Source organism: Streptomyces sp. NPDC057271, from assembly GCF_042668715.1.
Lineage (GTDB): Bacteria > Actinomycetota > Actinomycetes > Streptomycetales > Streptomycetaceae > Streptomyces.
This window is the reverse complement of the sequence record NZ_JBHUYJ010000014.1, coordinates 54,159-70,136: the sequence shown is the minus strand read 5'-3', so window position 1 is coordinate 70,136 and position 15,978 is coordinate 54,159. Positions and strand designations below refer to the sequence as shown.

Annotated in this window: 13 protein-coding genes and 1 pseudogene; 2 read left to right on the top strand and 12 right to left on the bottom strand. The window is 73.2% G+C overall.

Annotated elements, in window-relative coordinates; genetic code table 11:
- Nucleotides 1-5 precede the first annotated feature (5 nt).
- The 10 genes and pseudogenes from ACFUJR_RS09975 to ACFUJR_RS09930 form a co-directional block, all read right to left on the bottom strand.
- Nucleotides 6-452: an Lrp/AsnC family transcriptional regulator gene (locus tag ACFUJR_RS09975; protein WP_383165442.1), complete on the bottom strand. Its 447-nt coding sequence runs from the start codon at nt 450-452 to the stop codon at nt 6-8.
- A gap of 137 nt (nt 453-589) precedes the next feature.
- Nucleotides 590-2,293 carry a DUF885 domain-containing protein gene (locus ACFUJR_RS09970; protein ID WP_383165347.1) on the bottom strand — a complete coding sequence of 568 codons (1,704 nt, stop codon included), beginning with the start codon at nt 2,291-2,293 and terminating at the stop codon, nt 590-592.
- A 450-nt stretch (nt 2,294-2,743) separates the two neighbouring features.
- Nucleotides 2,744-4,150: a GNAT family N-acetyltransferase gene (locus ACFUJR_RS09965; protein WP_383165344.1), complete on the bottom strand. Its 1,407-nt coding sequence runs from the start codon at nt 4,148-4,150 to the stop codon at nt 2,744-2,746.
- A 76-nt stretch (nt 4,151-4,226) separates the two neighbouring features.
- A complete protein-coding gene (locus ACFUJR_RS09960) occupies nt 4,227-6,974 on the bottom strand; it encodes a DUF6493 family protein (protein ID WP_383165341.1) in 2,748 nt (915 codons plus the stop codon).
- On the bottom strand, nt 6,971-8,419 hold the full coding sequence (locus ACFUJR_RS09955) for an SWIM zinc finger family protein (RefSeq protein WP_383165339.1): 1,449 nt from the start codon (nt 8,417-8,419) through the stop codon (nt 6,971-6,973). Before ACFUJR_RS09955 ends, ACFUJR_RS09960 begins: the two co-directional genes overlap by 4 nt.
- A gap of 146 nt (nt 8,420-8,565) precedes the next feature.
- Nucleotides 8,566-10,155, bottom strand: a complete 1,590-nt coding sequence (locus ACFUJR_RS09950; protein WP_383165336.1) for an alkaline phosphatase D family protein — start codon at nt 10,153-10,155, stop codon at nt 8,566-8,568.
- A 167-nt stretch (nt 10,156-10,322) separates the two neighbouring features.
- On the bottom strand, nt 10,323-10,694 hold the full coding sequence (locus tag ACFUJR_RS09945; protein ID WP_383165450.1) for a hypothetical protein: 372 nt from the start codon (nt 10,692-10,694) through the stop codon (nt 10,323-10,325).
- Nucleotides 10,695-10,908: 214 nt separating this feature from the next.
- Nucleotides 10,909-11,088, bottom strand: a pseudogene (locus ACFUJR_RS09940) (helix-turn-helix domain-containing protein); the annotation flags it as partial.
- A gap of 1,349 nt (nt 11,089-12,437) precedes the next feature.
- Nucleotides 12,438-12,833 (bottom strand): hypothetical protein, encoded by a 396-nt coding sequence (locus tag ACFUJR_RS09935; protein WP_383165334.1) that lies wholly within the window; start codon nt 12,831-12,833, stop codon nt 12,438-12,440.
- A gap of 186 nt (nt 12,834-13,019) precedes the next feature.
- Nucleotides 13,020-13,151, bottom strand: a complete 132-nt coding sequence (locus tag ACFUJR_RS09930; RefSeq protein WP_383165332.1) for a hypothetical protein — start codon at nt 13,149-13,151, stop codon at nt 13,020-13,022.
- 59 nt (nt 13,152-13,210) lie between these two features.
- Between ACFUJR_RS09930 and ACFUJR_RS09925 the strand changes: the two genes are divergently transcribed.
- Nucleotides 13,211-13,378, top strand: coding sequence for a hypothetical protein (locus tag ACFUJR_RS09925; protein ID WP_383165329.1), 168 nt, complete (start codon nt 13,211-13,213; stop codon nt 13,376-13,378).
- A 116-nt stretch (nt 13,379-13,494) separates the two neighbouring features.
- Here ACFUJR_RS09925 and ACFUJR_RS09920 read toward each other — a convergent pair whose 3' ends face one another.
- Nucleotides 13,495-14,928 carry a PLP-dependent aminotransferase family protein gene (locus ACFUJR_RS09920; protein ID WP_383165326.1) on the bottom strand — a complete coding sequence of 478 codons (1,434 nt, stop codon included), beginning with the start codon at nt 14,926-14,928 and terminating at the stop codon, nt 13,495-13,497.
- Nucleotides 14,929-14,999: 71 nt separating this feature from the next.
- The gene (locus ACFUJR_RS09915; protein ID WP_383165447.1) at nt 15,000-15,149 is read right to left on the bottom strand and encodes a hypothetical protein; all 150 of its coding nucleotides are present in this window, start codon (nt 15,147-15,149) and stop codon (nt 15,000-15,002) included.
- On the opposite strand from ACFUJR_RS09915, the gene ACFUJR_RS09910 reads away from it, so the two are divergent.
- On the top strand, nt 15,148-15,978 hold an 831-nt coding region (locus ACFUJR_RS09910; RefSeq protein WP_383450299.1), incomplete at its 3' end, for an EamA family transporter. The genes ACFUJR_RS09915 and ACFUJR_RS09910 overlap by 2 nt on opposite strands.

The following is a 15,978-nucleotide window of genomic DNA, read 5'->3' as shown; positions in this document are numbered from 1 at the left end:
GGGGGTCAGCGGCTGACGGCGCGGCGAGGGAGCGGGGAGGAGTAGACGACGCTCGTCGTCACCGAGCCCAGCGTGCCGATCCTCCCGGAGATCTCCTCCAGGTGCTTCATGGACCGCGCGGCGACCTTCAGTACGAAGCAGTCGTCGCCGGTCACGTGGTGTGCCTCCAGGACCTCCGGGGTGGCGGCGAGGAGGTCGTGGAACGGCTTGTAGTTGCCGTTCGGGTAGCGCAGCCGGACGAAGGCCAGGATCGGGAGCCCGAGGCGTTCCTGGTCGATCACGGCCGTGTAGCCGGTGATCACCCCGGCCTCCTCCAGCCGCCGCACGCGCTCGGTCACCGCGGAGGCCGACATGGAGACGGCACGGGCCAGCTCGGTGAAGCTCGCCCGGCCCTGGGCCTGGAGGGCGTCGAGGATGCGCCAGTCGGTGGCGTCCGGGGTGTACTCGGTCATGGCGGTCATGACCGAGATGGTGCAGGGGGATCCCCGGCCGATCAAGCGATTCCCGGGGAGTTCTCACGGTCCGGGACGCGGACCGGGCGGGATTCCCCGCCGGTCCGTTCCTGTGAGGGACGCCGCGGCGCAGGCTGTCAGAGGCGTGAGATCTCCTCCACCAGGTCGTCCAGGCCCAGGGGGCCCTGCGACAGGGCCGCCATGTGCCACGCCTTCGCGTCGAACGCGTCGCCGTGGGCCGCCTGCGCGTTGGCGCGCCCGAGCAGCCACGCGCGCTCGCCCAGCTTGTAGCCGATCGCCTGCCCCGGCATCGAGAGATAGCGGGTCATCTCGCTCTCGACGAACGCCGGCGGACGGCTGCTGTGCCGCTGGAAGAACTCCTGCGCCAGCTCCGGCGTCCACTCCTCGCCCGGGTGGAACGGCGAGTCCGCGGGGATCTCGAGCCGCAGGTGCATGCCGATGTCCACGATCACCCGGCAGGCGCGCATCATCTGCGCGTCCAGGTAGCCGAGGCGCCGTTCGGCGTCGGGGAGGAAGCCGAGCTCGTCCATCAGCCGCTCCGCGTAAAGGGCCCAGCCCTCCGCGTTGGCGCTGACGCCGCCGATCGTCGCCTGGTAGCGGGAGAGCTGGTCGGCGACGTGCACCCACTGGGCGATCTGCAGGTGGTGGCCCGGCACGCCCTCGTGGTACCAGGTCGACACCAGGTCGTACACGGGGAAGCGGGTCTGGCCGTCGACCGGCAGCCAGGTGCGGCCGGGCCGGGAGAAGTCCTCCGACGGGCCGGTGTAGTACGGGGCGGCGGCGCCGCCGGGCGGGGCGATGCGCGACTCCACCTTCCGTACCCGCTCGGCGAGTTCGAAGTGGGTGCCGTCCAGCGCCTCGATCGCCTCGTCCATCAGGTTCTGCAGCCAGACCCGGACCTCTTCGACGCCCTCGATGTGGGTGCCGTGGACGTCGAGGTGGGCGAGCGCCTCCCACGGGCCGGAACCGGGCAGGATGCGCTCGGCCTCGGTACGCATCTCGGCGAGCAGCCGGTGGTACTCGGACCAGCCGTACGCGTAGGCCTGGTCGAGGTCCAGGTCGGTGCCGTTGAAGTAGCGCGACCACCGCTGGTACCGCTCTCGGCCCACCGTGTCCGGTGCGCCGGCGACCGCCGGGGCGTACACGTCGCGCATCCAGTCCCGCAGCACGACGACCGCCTCGGTGGCGCCACGGGACGCCGAAGCCAGCTCCGTACGCAGCTCGGGGCGGAGGGATTCGGGAGCCGCGGCGGCGAACTCCTCGAACCAGCCCCGGCCGTCGCCTTCCCCGCCCGCCCACTCCGTCAGCTGGCCGACGAACGTGGCGGTCGGCCGCGGTCCGCCCAGGAGCTTGCGCTCCAGGCCGAGCTCCAGCGAGGCGCGGTAGCCCTCCAGTGCCTTCGGAACCGCGCGCAGCCGCTGCGCCACGGCCTCCCAGTCCTCCTCGGTCCCGGTCGCCATCACGGTGAACACCATGCGCACGCTGTGTGCGGGAGACCGCATGTTGCTGACCGCGCAGAGACCCTCGTCGGCTTCGTGCACGGCGAGTTCGGCCGTCAGACGCTCCCGCAGAAGCCGGGCGCAGCGTCGTTCGGCGTCGCTGTCCGCGCCGGGCAGCCGCTCGGCCTCGTCGAGCCGGGCGAGGGTGCCGCGGGCGAGGTCGGCCACCGCTTCCTGGCCGGCCGGCGAGAAGTCGGGAAGGAGGCCGGCGCTCGCTTTGACTCCCAGGTACGTACCGGTGATCGGGTCGAGTTCGATGAGAGCGTCGACGTAGCTGTCGGCGACCTGGCGGGGGAGCGCGCTGCTGGAAGTCTCTGGCATGAGGTTCATCCTGGGGCCTCCACGGTCCTCCCGTCACCCTCAATCGATCTCACTAGGCTGACAAATGAGCGCTCGGAACGGGTGGTCCGTACCGGTTCCGAAGGGGCGCCCGGCCGGGGGGCGACGCGCGTCACCCGCGCTTGCGCGCGCCGGACGGGCCGATCAGTTCGCGCCGGGGCGGACGCACTCGGCTGGAAGGGCGGCTTCACGCCCCCGGCCGAGTTTGGCCGGATCCCGTCGGCGGCGGTCCCCGGCGGAGCGGCGGCGGGCGCCTCGCCCACCTCGGTGGCGAGCTCAGGGCGGGCGGTCCGGGTGCCGGCCGGCGGAGGCGCAGAACGTACGACTCCGGCGGGGGCGGTAGGAGGGATCCGGCCACGGACCGTGGGGTGCTTTTCCGACACCCGGGTGCGTGCGGCGCTGAGGTGTTCGGCTGCTGCGGCCCTGTGTCCGTCAGCGCTCGCCGACGGGGAGACGGCTCCGGGTCGGGGCCGAGGAGAGGCGGGCGGTGATGACCAGAGTTCCCTCCTCGATCTGGTAGTCGAGGGGGAGGTTCAGGGCTCGCATCGCGGCCACCATGCCGGTGTTGGATGACTGGGTCACTGCGTAGACGCTCTCACAGCCTGCCTCGACGGCCATCGCGACCAGCCGGGCGAGGAGTTCGGAGCCGATGCCCCGGCGCTGCCAGTCGTCCTCGACCATCAGGGCCACCTCCGTCTCGTCGCCGTCCCAGAGCAGATGCCCGAGGGCGACCAGCCGGCCGGAGGTCGTCTGCACGGCGAGGGTTCGGCCGTAGCGGGGACTGAGCAGGTGGTCGAGATAGCGGTCGGCGTCGCCGACCGGGCCGTGGTACCGCAGGCCGAGGGTCCGTGCGGAGCAGCGGTCGTGCATGGCGCGCGCGGCGACGAGGTCCCGCTGGTCGGCGCGGCGGACGGTGATCTCGTTCCCCTCGGGAAGGGTGAGGACGTCCTGGCTGCGGGGGATGCGCGGACCGAGCCGGGCGTCCAGCTCGACGAGAGCCCGGGCGCGGGCGAACTCGGTCGGGGTGAACGGCAGATAGGGCCGCTCGATCGTGATCACGCCGCCGTTCGGGTCGCGCAGGCGCATCACCGTCTCCTCAAGGACTCCCTCGACGGGCGCGGTCTCGCCCGTGGGGCGGCCGCTGAGGGAGACGGCGGGAAGCGAGTGGATGGAGCAGCGGCCGAGGAGCTGGCGCAGGGCGAGCGGGAGTTCGGCCGCGTCGAGCGCGGTCCGGGTGGCGAGTCCGAGCAGTCGGGTCGGGGTGTCCACGAGGTCGTGGGCGTCGGCGCGCTCGATCCAGGTGTGGGTGCCGCCGGCTCCGGAGATCTCCCGGGTCAGTTCGCTCGCCTGGAGGCGTGCGGGGGCGCGCAGCAGGAACTCGTCGACGGTGCCCTCGGCCAGCGGGTGGGTCTGGAGGGTCAGGATGTCCACACCCTGGTGGGCCAGCGCCGTGCACAGCGCGGCCAGGCTGCCCGGGGTGTCGCGGACCGTCGTCCGCATCCGCCAGAGCGTCGTCTCGACGGGCTCGGCCTCACGTGAAGCGGCCCCGCCCGTCCGGGCGTCGGTGGCCGCCGGCAGCGGGGTCGGCCCGCTGCCGCCGGGATGGCCGACGGGCGGGGCATGGCCGTGGCGCCGTGCCCACCAGGTGTGGAAGGTGGCCGTGGCGATCAGTGCGATCGCCGAGAACACGAGCATGTACGGACCGTCGGCGCCGCGGACGACGGTCTTGGCGATGGTGTCGGCCACCACCACGGCGGTGAAGAGGGCGGCGAGTTCGATGAGGTCCCGCCGCCAGTGGTGGGGGCGGCGGGAGCTCTTCGCGGAAGTCACATCGGTCATGACCTCACTGTGACTCAACGGTGTTGCGTGATCACGAACGCTTTGTGACTGACGGGTTAAGCGCCGATCTGAGGGCTTAGTGGTCGTTTTCGGCCATTTGTGCCGTCTCCTGATCGGCCCGCTGGGAGGAAGCCGACGCAGGCGCCCGGAGCGCCTTCCGCAGCCGCCGGGCCTGGACGACGAGCTGCGACGAAGCGCGCCGGTCCGCCGTCGCGTCCAGTCCCGCCACCTCCCCGGCCGCCCCGCACCGCTCCACGCAGTCGGCCGCCACGGCCAGCAGCTCGCCCAGCCCGCGCGTCGGCTTCTCGGCCGTCAGCAACGCGGGCAGCAGGGGTGCCAGGACCGACCATGTCGTGCCGTACGCGCCCGTCGCCGCGGCCGTACGGGCCGCGTCCGCCAGGCGGTTGGGTTTGACGGTGCCGTCGACGACCAGACCGGCGAGCGTCCCACCCAGCCGGCCGGCATCCAGTTCGCGGCGCGCGGCAAGCACGAGCAGGGTGTCCACGGCGTTCAGCCGGTCCTCCGGGTGCCGGCAGCCGAGCGCGAACGCCAGGGCGAGATGTGTCGCCTCCCCGACGGGGCCCTCGGCCTCGGCCAGGGCGGTCATGCCCCAGGAGGCGCCGCGCTCGTCCCACTCGACCGCGCCCGCGAGCACGGGCAGCAGCCAGCACGCCAGGGTCTCCCGGTCGTCCGGTACCACGCCCGGCCAGTTCCGCCGCTCCTCGCCCCAGTGGTAGCAGGGTTCGGGGGCCTTGGTGTCGGCGCCGCCCAGCCACCGGAACACGGGTGGGAACTCCTCCCGTACCGCCCGGCGCTCTCGGATCTTCAGGACGATGCGGTCCGCCAGCCGCTCGGGACCGCCCTTCGGGTCCCGTTCCCGGGCGAGGAACCGCAGACCGGGGGCGAGGGCGGCGTCCGCGCGGAGCCAGTCCGCGAGCCGCTCCCCGGCTCGGGTCCCCAGCGCCGAGGCGTCGACGGCCGCGGCAGCCGCGGAAGGGCCTGCCTTACGGACGCGCAGCAGAGCCTGCGCGAGGTCGACGGGGGCCGGATCCACGCCCGCGTCCCGGTAGGCGCGCAACCGCTCCACCAGGACGGACGGCTCGATCGCCCCGGTGTGCCAGGTGGGCGCGGCCAGGAGCAACGGCAGCCGGTCCGTGCCGACGAGGGCGGCCACCTCCCACAGACGTGCGTCGACCACCGCGTCCAGGGCCCCGTGCACACAGGAGGAGGGGGCCGGTTCGCTCACCCGGGCGTCATGGATACGGGACGGGCGGACCCGGCCCATCAGCGAGGCCATCACCACGTTCACGCCGTAGGTCCCGTAGACGAACTGGTCCGGGGCCTGCTCCTCCTCGCCCGCCCACCAGGCGTCCGCGAAGGCCACGGCCAGGGCGGCCTCCAACTCCTCGCGGTGACGGTACGCATGGTGGACGAGCCCGTCGAGGGCGCGCTCGAACTCCTCGGGCGGCGTCGCGCCACGCCCCTTGGAGACGGTCACGAGATCCTCGACCAGCTCGGCGACCGTGGCGGGCGGGGCCGCCACCCGCCTCAGCTCCGGCGCGGACGGCAGAGTCTCCTCGTACGGATGGTCGTCGACGGGACCCGTGGGACCGAACAGCTCCTCGGCCGCCTCGCGATGCGCCGGGCTCAACATCGCCGCGGCGCTCGACAGTTCCTCTTGCACCTGCTCGTCCACCCGGGTGAGATACCGTCCGACGACCTTCAGCGCCCGCTCCTGGATCCCCGTGTCCTCGTGCCCGAACGCCTCCGCGACCACGGGCAGCAACGCCGTCGCCGCGCCCGGGTCTCTCCGCAACTCCTTGCTCAGAAGCGTCAGCTGTGTCCGCACGAGCTTCTTCTCCGTACGGAACAGCACCTGACCGGACATCTCGGCCAGCTCCGCCGTCGACAGTTCGCCCTCGGCCGCGAGTCCCGCCAGGACCTCCTGCGCGTACGCGGCGACCGGTGACGGCGCGTCCGCGGCCATCCCCGTCCAGTCCGCCGTCCGGCCCCGCCGTTCCCCCGGCGTCGGGTCCAGGAGCCGGAGGAGGGCGAGCGGGAAGCGCAGATCCCGCGGCCGACCACCGCGCAGCAGCCGCGCCACGCAGCCGTCCACCAGGGACGTGCGGTCCAGCACACCCTCCTCGGCGAGCTTCACGAGTGCCGTCGGCCAGTGCGTGGGGGCGTCGGGGCCTACGGACCAGGTGAGCCGGTCCGGGGTCTCGGCCATGTCGAGGACGCGGGGGACCAGCACCGGCGTGTGCGGGTCGGCGCGGAGCTCCTCCAGGAGCCGTCGCCCGCTCAGCGAGCCGGTCCAGCCGAGGACGTAGCCGTCCGTCGTGGGCACGGGGCAGCCCGAGCGCGCCACCAGCTCGCGCACCAGCCGGAAGTCGCCCTCCGCCACGGCCGGGCGCTCGGCGAGCCGCCGCGCGACATCGCCCACCCAGGCCGGATCACGGTCGGCGAGCACGTCCAGGACGAACTGGCTCGTGCCACGGGCCCGGTCGTTGAGGTCCCGGCCCCCGATCCAGGCGGCGGCCGCCGCCGCACCCGTGTGGCACCCCGCCCCGGCGACCCGCAGCGCCTTCTGGACCGGCACCTGCTCGTTCCACCGGCTCCAGCCCCAGCCGCGGACCTCGGTCCGCAGGGCCTTGAGCTCCACGAGGGCCGTCCTCCGGTCGCCCGGGTCCAGCTCCTTCAGCAGTCCGGGGACGGCTTCGACCCGCCCCGCCCGTACCGCGGCCAGCAGCCTGTTCACCGCACGTCCCTCCCGTGCCGCGGTCAGTCGCGCCTTCAGCGCGGTCTGGTCGAACGCGACGCTCATCGCGCACCGCCGAAGGACTCGGCTCCGGCCGTCGACCCGGCGGCCGTCCGAGGTACTGCGTCAGCCGCCCCGGCACCTGCCGTCGCCCCGGCCACGGCGCTCCGACGGGCCATCCGCACCGCGAGCGCGTGCTTGCACGGGCCCCGTCGGCCCCGGTAGTCCGCCCACCACTGGCAGGTGCAGGTCAGCCCCCCGCCCGACTCCCGTACCTGGTAGCGCCGTTCCCCCGAGGCGACCGTCGCGAGGGCTCCGTCGAGGGCGACCGCTCCCTCCGTCACGAGGGCGCGAGCCGCCACCAGCCGGGGATTGTGCCGTTCGGCGCGGTCCGCGTCGTACGGCAGCTCCCGGTGGAAGTAGGCCGCGTCGGCCACGTCGTACCCCACACGCCCGGCGGTCCCCAGCCGGGTCAGCGCGGCCCGCACCCGGTCCACGGGAAGGCCCGACCGGTCACCCAGCTCGGCCAGGTCGATCTTCGGCTCCCAGGAGAGCAGGACCGAGATCAGTTCGGCGTCCTGAGCGGCCTCCTCCGTCGCCAGCGCCTCCAGGACGCCGCCCTCTCCGGAGAAGCCCCGCGAGGCGTCGGGCGAGAGGGTGAGCGTCAAGCGCATTCCGGGCAGCGTCACCTCCCAGGCGCTCGCCGTCGCGACACCGTCCGGCACCGGCCCGTACACCCGCAGCGCCGTCGCGTGGCGCAGCACCCGCTCCAGCGCCGCCAGCCGGTCGGGCCCCGGCAGAGCGACGGCTCCCGCGACCGGCCGGGTCGTCGGCCGCAGCGTCCGGCCGGCCTGGACGACCCAGAGCGGCCCCCGCCGCCCCGCGCCCTGCGAACGCGGCAGCGAACGCAGAAACCGCACCGCCTCCGCGCCCGTCAGCTCGGCCCGCAGATCGAAGCCGGCCGACGCCACCTGCGCCTCCGCGAAACCACGGAGCCAGCGGTCCGGCAGCGGGACCTTCTTCTCCACGACCGCGCCCTGGAGCGTCGTCACCGCCAACTCCGCCGGGCCGACCCGCAGATGCAGCGGCTCGCTTCCCGTCATCCGCGACAGGGCCTCGCGCAGCGGGTTGTTGACGTCCACGTTGGTGGTGCCGTGCCCCGTCGTGGCGCCGTCGAGCCCTTCGCTCAGCACGTCGAGCCGGGCGTACACCCCGCCGCAGCCGGAGAAGGACTCGAACCGCAACCGGTCGCCGTTCCCCGTCACGACCGGGTCGAGCGAACCCGGACGTATCCGCTGGTAGTAGCGGGCGGCCGCCACGTCCGCCACCGCCAGCAGACCCCGCGCGGCGATCTGCGGGGACGTCAGGAACCCGGTGAAGAAACGGGGATGCGCCTCGGCACCGGCGGGCGTGAGGCCCCCACAGGTCTCCAGGCCGAGGAGCCGTCCGTCTGCGGAGGAGCGCAGGGCGGACGGGCGTGAGTAGGCGAGCGCCTGTACGGATCGCGTCATGACGGAAACGCTAGGACCCACCACTGACAATCAGCCCTGCACGCTTCCAGGGGGCGAACCTGGGGACGGACCGCCCGCGCCCCGCCCCGGCCTCGCCCCCGGCCCCGCCCCGGGCCCCGCCCCCCGGGCTCGGGGACCCCCGGCTCCTACTGGCCGACGCGTCCCGGCTGCAGGACCTTGCTGAACAGTACCGTCCCGCCCTCCGCCCGGAGCCGGACCGTCAACTCCCCGCTGCCGCCGTCGATGTCGACCTCGCCGAAGTACTGCGGCGACTCCATCGGCGACAGGTTCGCCCGCTCCGGAGCCCGTACGAAGACCCGCTCGGGCCCGAAGGTGGCATCCAGCGCGTTGGCCGGGAATCCGCCCGCGGCCAGCGGCCCCGAGACGAACTCCCAGAACGGCGCGAAGTCCTGGAACGCCGCGCGCTCCGGCGCGTAGTGCTGCGCGGAGGTGTAGTGCACGTCCGCGGTCAGCCACAGCGTGCCGGTGATCCGGCGGTGCTTGATGAACCGCAGCAGCTCCGCGATCTGCAGCTCACGGCCGAGCGGGGCGCCCGGATCGCCCTGGGCGATCGCCTCGATGTCCGCCGAGCCGTCGGGGACGACGAGCCCCAGCGGCATGTCGGCGGCGAGCACCTTCCACACCGCCCGCGAGCGGCTCAGCTCCCGCTTGAGCCAGGCCAGCTGCTCCGCGCCGAGGATGCCCGTCGTGTCGTCCGCCTGCCGGCCGGGGGAGTTGGGGTTCCGGTACGAGCGCATGTCCAGGACGAAGACGTCCAGCAGCGGGCCGTACCGCACCACCCGGTGCATCCGGCCCTCGACGTCTCCACCGCGCGCGTGGAGCGTGGAGACGGGGAAGTACTCGGCGAACGCCCGGGAGGCGCGGGCCGCGAGGACGTCCACGTCCTTCTCGGTGTAACGGGCGTCGTCCAGGATCTGGCCGGGGTACCAGTTGTTGCGGACCTCGTGGTCGTCCCACTGCACGACGGTGGGCACCTGCGCGTTGAACGCGCGCACGTTGTGGTCGAGCAGGTTGTAGCGGAAGTTGCCGCGGTACTCGGCCAGGGTCTCGGCGACCTTCGACTTCTCCGGCGTCGTGACGTTCCGCCAGATCCGGCCGTCGGGCAGTGCCACGCTGGGCTGGATGGGGCCGTCGGCGTAGACCGTGTCGCCGCTGCACAGGAAGAAGTCCGGGTTCAGCCGGCGCATCTCCTCGTACGCCCGGAAGCCGCCGATGTCCGGGTTGATGCCCCAGCCCTGCCCGGCGATGTCGCCCGACCAGAGGAAGCGCACCCCCTCGCGCCGCCGCGCCGGGGCCGTACGGAACGTGCCGACGACCGGCTCGCCGGTACGGCGCGGGTCGTCCGGGTCGGCGAGGGTGACCCGGTAGTGGATCTGCTCGCCCGCGGGCAGCCCGCGCAGCGCCGTCGTCCCGGTGAAGTCGCTGCCCGTCCCCAGCAGGGGACCGACATGGCGGTGCGTACGGCGGAACGATTCGCTCGACGACGTCTCCACGATCATCCGCGCGGGCCGGTCCGAACGGACCCAGACCAGACCCGAGGAGGCGGTCACATCGCCCGTCTGCACCCCCCACGCGGCCCGCGGACGCCCCGAGAGCGCCAACGCCGGGGCGGCGGCCGCGGCGCCGCCGAGGGTGAGGGCCGCCGACGCGGCGAGAGAGCCACGCAGCACACTGCGGCGGGCGGGGGACGGGCCGTCGGGGACGGAGCTGGACATCGAAGCGCCTCCAAGTGCGGTACGGGGCAGGTGCGTTGCGTCGCCCCATGCCTAACGGCCGGGGGCGGCGCGGACACGAACCCGGGGTGAACACCCCGGAGCGCCCCCGTTCGGGCCAGGTGTGGCACCCAGGGCCGGGATGGAGCCGTACGGCCGAGGCGAGCTCGCTACGTGTCATTCGGTGACAGCTTCGGTCGCACAGGGTCTCCAGGTACGAAGAAGCTGAGATTGATGCGGGCTCCGGGGGCGGTGACGGGTTCGGCGAGGCAGGTCGTGAGTGTGCCGGGTCCGTGAACGGCGTGGCGGATGGGAAGCTCGGAACCGTCGAAGTAGGGGATGGGGGCCGCGGCATGCTCTCGATAGAGCGGTCCGGTCACGGGGTTGTTGAGGACGTCGTACGCGAGACGACCGAGCACGGGATTCTCCGGGCGCAGCTCCACGCTGTGCTTCAGGTGGGGCATCATGGCCGGCGCCCAGTGGGTCTCCCAGTGCATCAGGACATCGGTGCGGGCCTCGGGCTCCAGAAGCAGCCAGCGCATGACGTTGGCGGGAACCTGTCCACGAGGGAAGACGCCGGAAGTCCTCGTTGTGGACGACGATGTTCCATTCAGCGTCGTTGATGTGGGCCAGCGCACCGTGGATGTGGTCGGCGACCCGCTGCCAGGCTTCGGCTACGGACGTCCCCGAGCTGCTGTGCAGGGCGTGAGGCGGGCTCTCCTTCCGGGTGACCAACCACAGAAACGCCCAATCCTGTTCGTCCAGGCGCAGTGCCCTGGCGACCGCGGTGAGGAGGTCAGCACCGGGGTTGGCGTGCTGACCGTTCTCGAACCGGTTGTACGTGCCCGGGGTGCGCGTGAGCAGCACGTCCATCTGCTCCTGACTCAGACCGGCAGCCCGCCGGCCGGGACCGGGCCCTCGCTCGGGGAACCCCATCTCCACAGGGTCGATCGCGGCTCGGCGCGCTTGGAGGATCTTCTTGAGGCGGCCTCGGTCACCGGCTGACAACTTCATACGGCACCTTTCCACTCGGGCTGCGCCCGGGCAGCAGCCAGGCCTGCGCAATTGTCTGCATGCACAGACCCTGGAAAAGATGATCACATGGCGCGAGAGTCGCCTTCGGTGTCCCTCGCCGCCCACGCCGTGGCGCATCGGTGGGACCGTCGCGACCCCACAGGAACGACGGTCCGGCCGGGGCACCACGTCCGCTCCGCTGGGGGCCGGTCTGCGGACAGGTTCCACCGTCCCCCAGCGCCCGGCCCCTGGCCGGCATATGCCGAGGGCCCGGCAGGCAAACTCCTGGAGATCATCTTCATGTATTCGAGACCGCACCGACGAGGCGTGCTCGCCGCTACCGTCTCCGTGCTGACGCTCGGGGCGCTCCTGTCGCCGACGGTGACCGCGAGCGCCTCCCCCTCGGCACCCGAGGTTCCGGAGCCTGCCCGGATCGACCTGGTTCTCGACCTGTCCGGGTCGATGAACGACAACGACGCCGGCGGCCAGACCCGTCTCGCCGCCGCCAAGCAGGCGGTCACCCGGATCATCGACACGGCCCCCGAACAGGCTCCGCTGGGACTGCGCGTCTACGGGGCCACCTATGCCGGAGAAGACAAGAAGAAGGGCTGCTCCGACACTCAGCAGGTCCTGCCGGTCACCCCGATGGACCGGGCGGCGCGTACCGACGCCAAGAAGCGGGTCGCGGGGTTCAAGGCGGTCGGGTTCACACCGATCGGCGTCTCGCTGCGCGAAGCCGCCAGGGACCTCGGCACGAGCGGCAAGCGTCGCATCGTCCTTGTCTCGGACGGCGACGACACGTGTGCGCCGCCGCCTCCGTGCGAGGTGGCCCGCGAACTGAAGGCGCAGGGCGTCGACCTCGCCGTGGACGTGGTCGGGTTCAAGACGCCCTCCTCGGCGCGTGCGCAGCTGAAGTGCATCACCGACGTGACCGACGGGTCGTACGCGGACGCCGACGACGCCGACTCGCTGACCGACAACCTGGGCACCCTGTTCCGCAAGGGGTGGCGGACCTACCACGCCACCGGAAAACCGGTCGCGGGCTCCCTCGACGGCTGCCAGGACGCTCCGCTGGTCACGCCCGGCCAGTACCTGGACAGGTTCACCGGGGGGCGCGACCTCTACTACAAGGTCAAGAAGCGGCCGGACCAGCTGCTCCAGGTGAGCGCCACCGCCGTCGCCGAGCAGGGGTACGGGCGCGGCTCCGTCATCACCGTCGCGGCCGGCCCTCCGGGGGACGGCGAACCCTACGAGAGGCTGCGGGAGTTCGATCAGTCCATGGGGTGGGCGAACATCATCACCGCCGGAGGCCGCAGCAAGCCCGGAGCGGGGAACGAGAAGCCCGCGCCGGACGACACCGGCTGCATCATGGTCGAGAACGACATCACCGAGTCCGGCGACAAGCCGATGCCCGTCGAGCTTCTCGTCGGCATCGCCGACAGGACGACGCAGGCGGCCGGCGCGCGGACTCCGAAACCCCGCACCGGGGCCGACGCCGAGGGCGGGTTCTCCTTCAACAGCGCCACCCCGATCGGACCGGGCACCCACCGGCAGTCCATTGCCGTCGGCGAGGCCCCCTTCTGGCGGGTGGAACTGCAAGCCGGCCAGAAACTGACGGTCAAGGCCGGCGTGGACATCCGGGCCGACTTCCCCAACTCCGTCACCACCGGGTGGAGCGTCGACCTCTACAACGCGCAGCGTGAGCAGACGCAGTGCAACGAGAACGGCGGCGCCACCGAGCTCTTCGCACGCAGGACCGGGCACATCGAGCGGGTCTACGGGCCTTGGGAGATCACCGAGCAGGACGGCACGACGGGCTCCGGCTCCAAGGGATACGACGTGCCCGGCACGTACTACATCCAGGCGCAGGTCGCCGAGCCGGACGACGAGGCGAAGGGCATCGTCGTGCCGATCTCGCTGACCGTGGACATCTCCGGCGCACCGCGCTCCGGAAACGGCCCGGTGTTCTTCTTCGGTGACGACACCTCCGCGGGCACCTCGCCGTCCGGTGCCGACGGGACCGGCGATCAGAGCGGGACCGGCGATGAGGGCGGGACCGGCGGACAGGGCGGGACCGGGGGGCGCGACGGCTGCCACGAAGGACGACGACTCGCTGGTGGGCAGGCTCGTGCTGCCTGTCGGTATCGGCGCCGGGGTCCTCCTGCTCGGCGGCATCGCCTTCTACGCCCTCAGGCGCCGCGGGGGCGCCTGACAGCCGCGCTCGCGCGGGTGAGACGACCAGGCCGAACGCTCCGGCCGACGTCCAGCTCACCCGCGCGGGGCCGCGGTCACTTACTCCCGCCGTACTTCCGGCACAGCACTCGCGGGCTACGCAGGGCGCTGCCCGGTCCCGGTTGCCGCGCCGCCGCACGCCTCCGCCGTCAGGCGTACCCCTCGGCCGATCTCGGACGGCGTCAGATGGGCGTAGCCGAGGACCAGCCGGACCGTGCCGTCCGCCGGGCACGCCGTGCCGAACTCCTCCAAGGCACGCAGCGCCACCCCCGCCCCCGCCGCGCGCTCCACGAAGCGTGCCGTGGGGCCGTATCGCTCCGGCACGCGCGCGATGATGTGCAGACCGGCCGCGATGCCACTCACCGAAGTGCCCGGAAAGGACTCCGCGAGCGCCGCCACCAGGGCGTCCCGGCGCTCCCGGTACGCCCGCTGGCAGCGTCGCAGCTGCCGGTCGTAGGCGCCGCGCGTCACGAACTCGGCCAGCAGCGCCTGGTCCAGGGCCGGATTCCCGAGGTCCATCGTCCGCTTGCGCTCCACGACCTCGGCGAGCAGCTCCCGCGGTACGAGCATCCAGCCGAGCCGGAGCCCCGGGGCCAGGGACTTGCTCACCGACCCGGCGTAGACGACCCGCTCCGGATCGAGGCCCTGGAGGGCGCCCACCGGAGCCCGGTCGTAGCGGAAGTCCCCGTCGTAGTCGTCCTCCAGGACGTACCCGTCCACCGCCCGCGCCCAGTCGAGCAGCGCGGCACGGCGCGCCGCCGAGTACGCGATGCCGGTCGGGAACTGGTGGGAGGGCGTCGCCACCACCGCCCGTACCCCCGACGCGGTGAGCGGACCCGGCAGCAGCCCGTCCTCGTCCACCGGCAGCCACACCGTGTCCAGGCCGGTGGAGGCGAACAGCCGCCCGTGCTCCGGGCTGCCGGGGTCCTCGATCCCGACGGTCCGCAGCCCCCGCGCCCGCAGCACGAAGCCGAGCAGCGTCGACGCCTGGGCGACCCCCGAGCACACCACCAGGCGTTCCGGATCGGCCACCGCGCCGCGCCGCCGTGTCAGCATCCCGGCGAGCGCCGTCCGCAGCTCCGGCAGCCCGCGCGGGTCGGGGTAGCCGAGTGCCCGGTGGGGCAGCGCGGACAGCACCGAGCGCTGGGCCGACGCCCACGCCGCGCGGGGGAAGAGCGCGAGGTCGGGGGTGCCGGGGCGGAAGTCGACCCGTACGCCCGGCGGGCCCGGAGCCACGTCCCGGACCGCCCGGTCCGTGGACGCCCGCACCGCCTCCCCGACCCAGGTGCCCGAACCGCGGTCGCTGCGCAGGTAGCCCTCGGCGGTCAGCTGCTCGTACGCCTCCGTCACCAGGCCGCGCGAGACACCGAGATCGGCGGCCAGTTCACGGCTCGACGGCAGCCGGGTCCCGGCCGTCAGCCGCCCGGTGCGGACCGCCTCCCGCAGCGCCTCCTGAAGCGCCCGGCCGCGCCGCCTGGCCGGTGCGGCGGCCGCCGGGAGCAGCAGCTCCCAGGCCGGTGTGGGCCGCATACGAGATGTCCCCCTGATCGCGGTGTCCGCGCCGCGCCCGCGGCCGGTCGGCTGTGGTCACGCGGCCGTGGTCACTCGGCGCGGCGCAACGCGGTGGAGAGTACCTTCACCGTGGCCGTCGCCTTCCCCTCCGGCCTGCCGCGATGCGCGAAGTGGTCCCCGATGATGTGGGCGAAGTGGTCCTTAAACCGGGCCGGTGCGCTTTCTAGCGTCGGGGGCATGAACGCGAACTCCCTGCGAGGAGCCCTCCTCGTGACCGTCGCCTATGCCCTCGTGGGTGCCTCCTTCACCGCCAACAGCCTTCTGGGCGACTACCCGTACGCGGGGGGCCAGGCTCTGCGCTACGGCGCCGCCTGCCTCCTGTTGCTGCCCCTGCTCGGACCCGGCGGGCTCGCGCCGCTGCGGGGACTCGGCCCGCGCGGATGGTCCCGGCTCGCCGTGCTCGCCGCCGTCGGCATGGTCGGCTTCAACCTCGCGGTCCTCGCCGCGGAACGTACCGCCGAACCGGCCGTCCCCGGCGTCCTGGTGGGCTGCGCCCCGATCGTCGTGGCCGTGATCGTCCCCCTCCTGGAGGGGCGCAGGCCGAGCCGGCCGGTCCTCTACGGCGCGCTCCTGGTGGCCGCCGGGGCCTTCACCGTCCAGGGGTGGGGACGCACCGACCTGGCGGGCCTCACCTACTCCGTGGGGGCACTGGCGGGCGAAGTGGGGTTCACCGTCCTCGCCGTACCGGTGCTCCGTCTGCTCGGGCCGAAGCTCCTGACAGCCGCTGTCTGCGGGATCGCCGCCGTCGAGTCGGCGCTGCTCGGTCTTGCCGTGGACGGCGGCGCGTTCCTGCGGACGCCGACGGCCGTCGAGACGGGCGCGCTGGTGTGGCAGGCCGTCCTGGCCACGGTCGTCGGGTTCGTCCTGTTCTACATGGGCGTCCAGCGGATCGGCATGGAGCGCGCGACCCTCCTCACCGGCGCCATCCCGGTCGCCGCGGCCGGGACCGCGGCGCTCGTCGCGACCGGCGGCTTCGGCGTCCCGCAGGCCGCCGGCGGACTTCTCGTC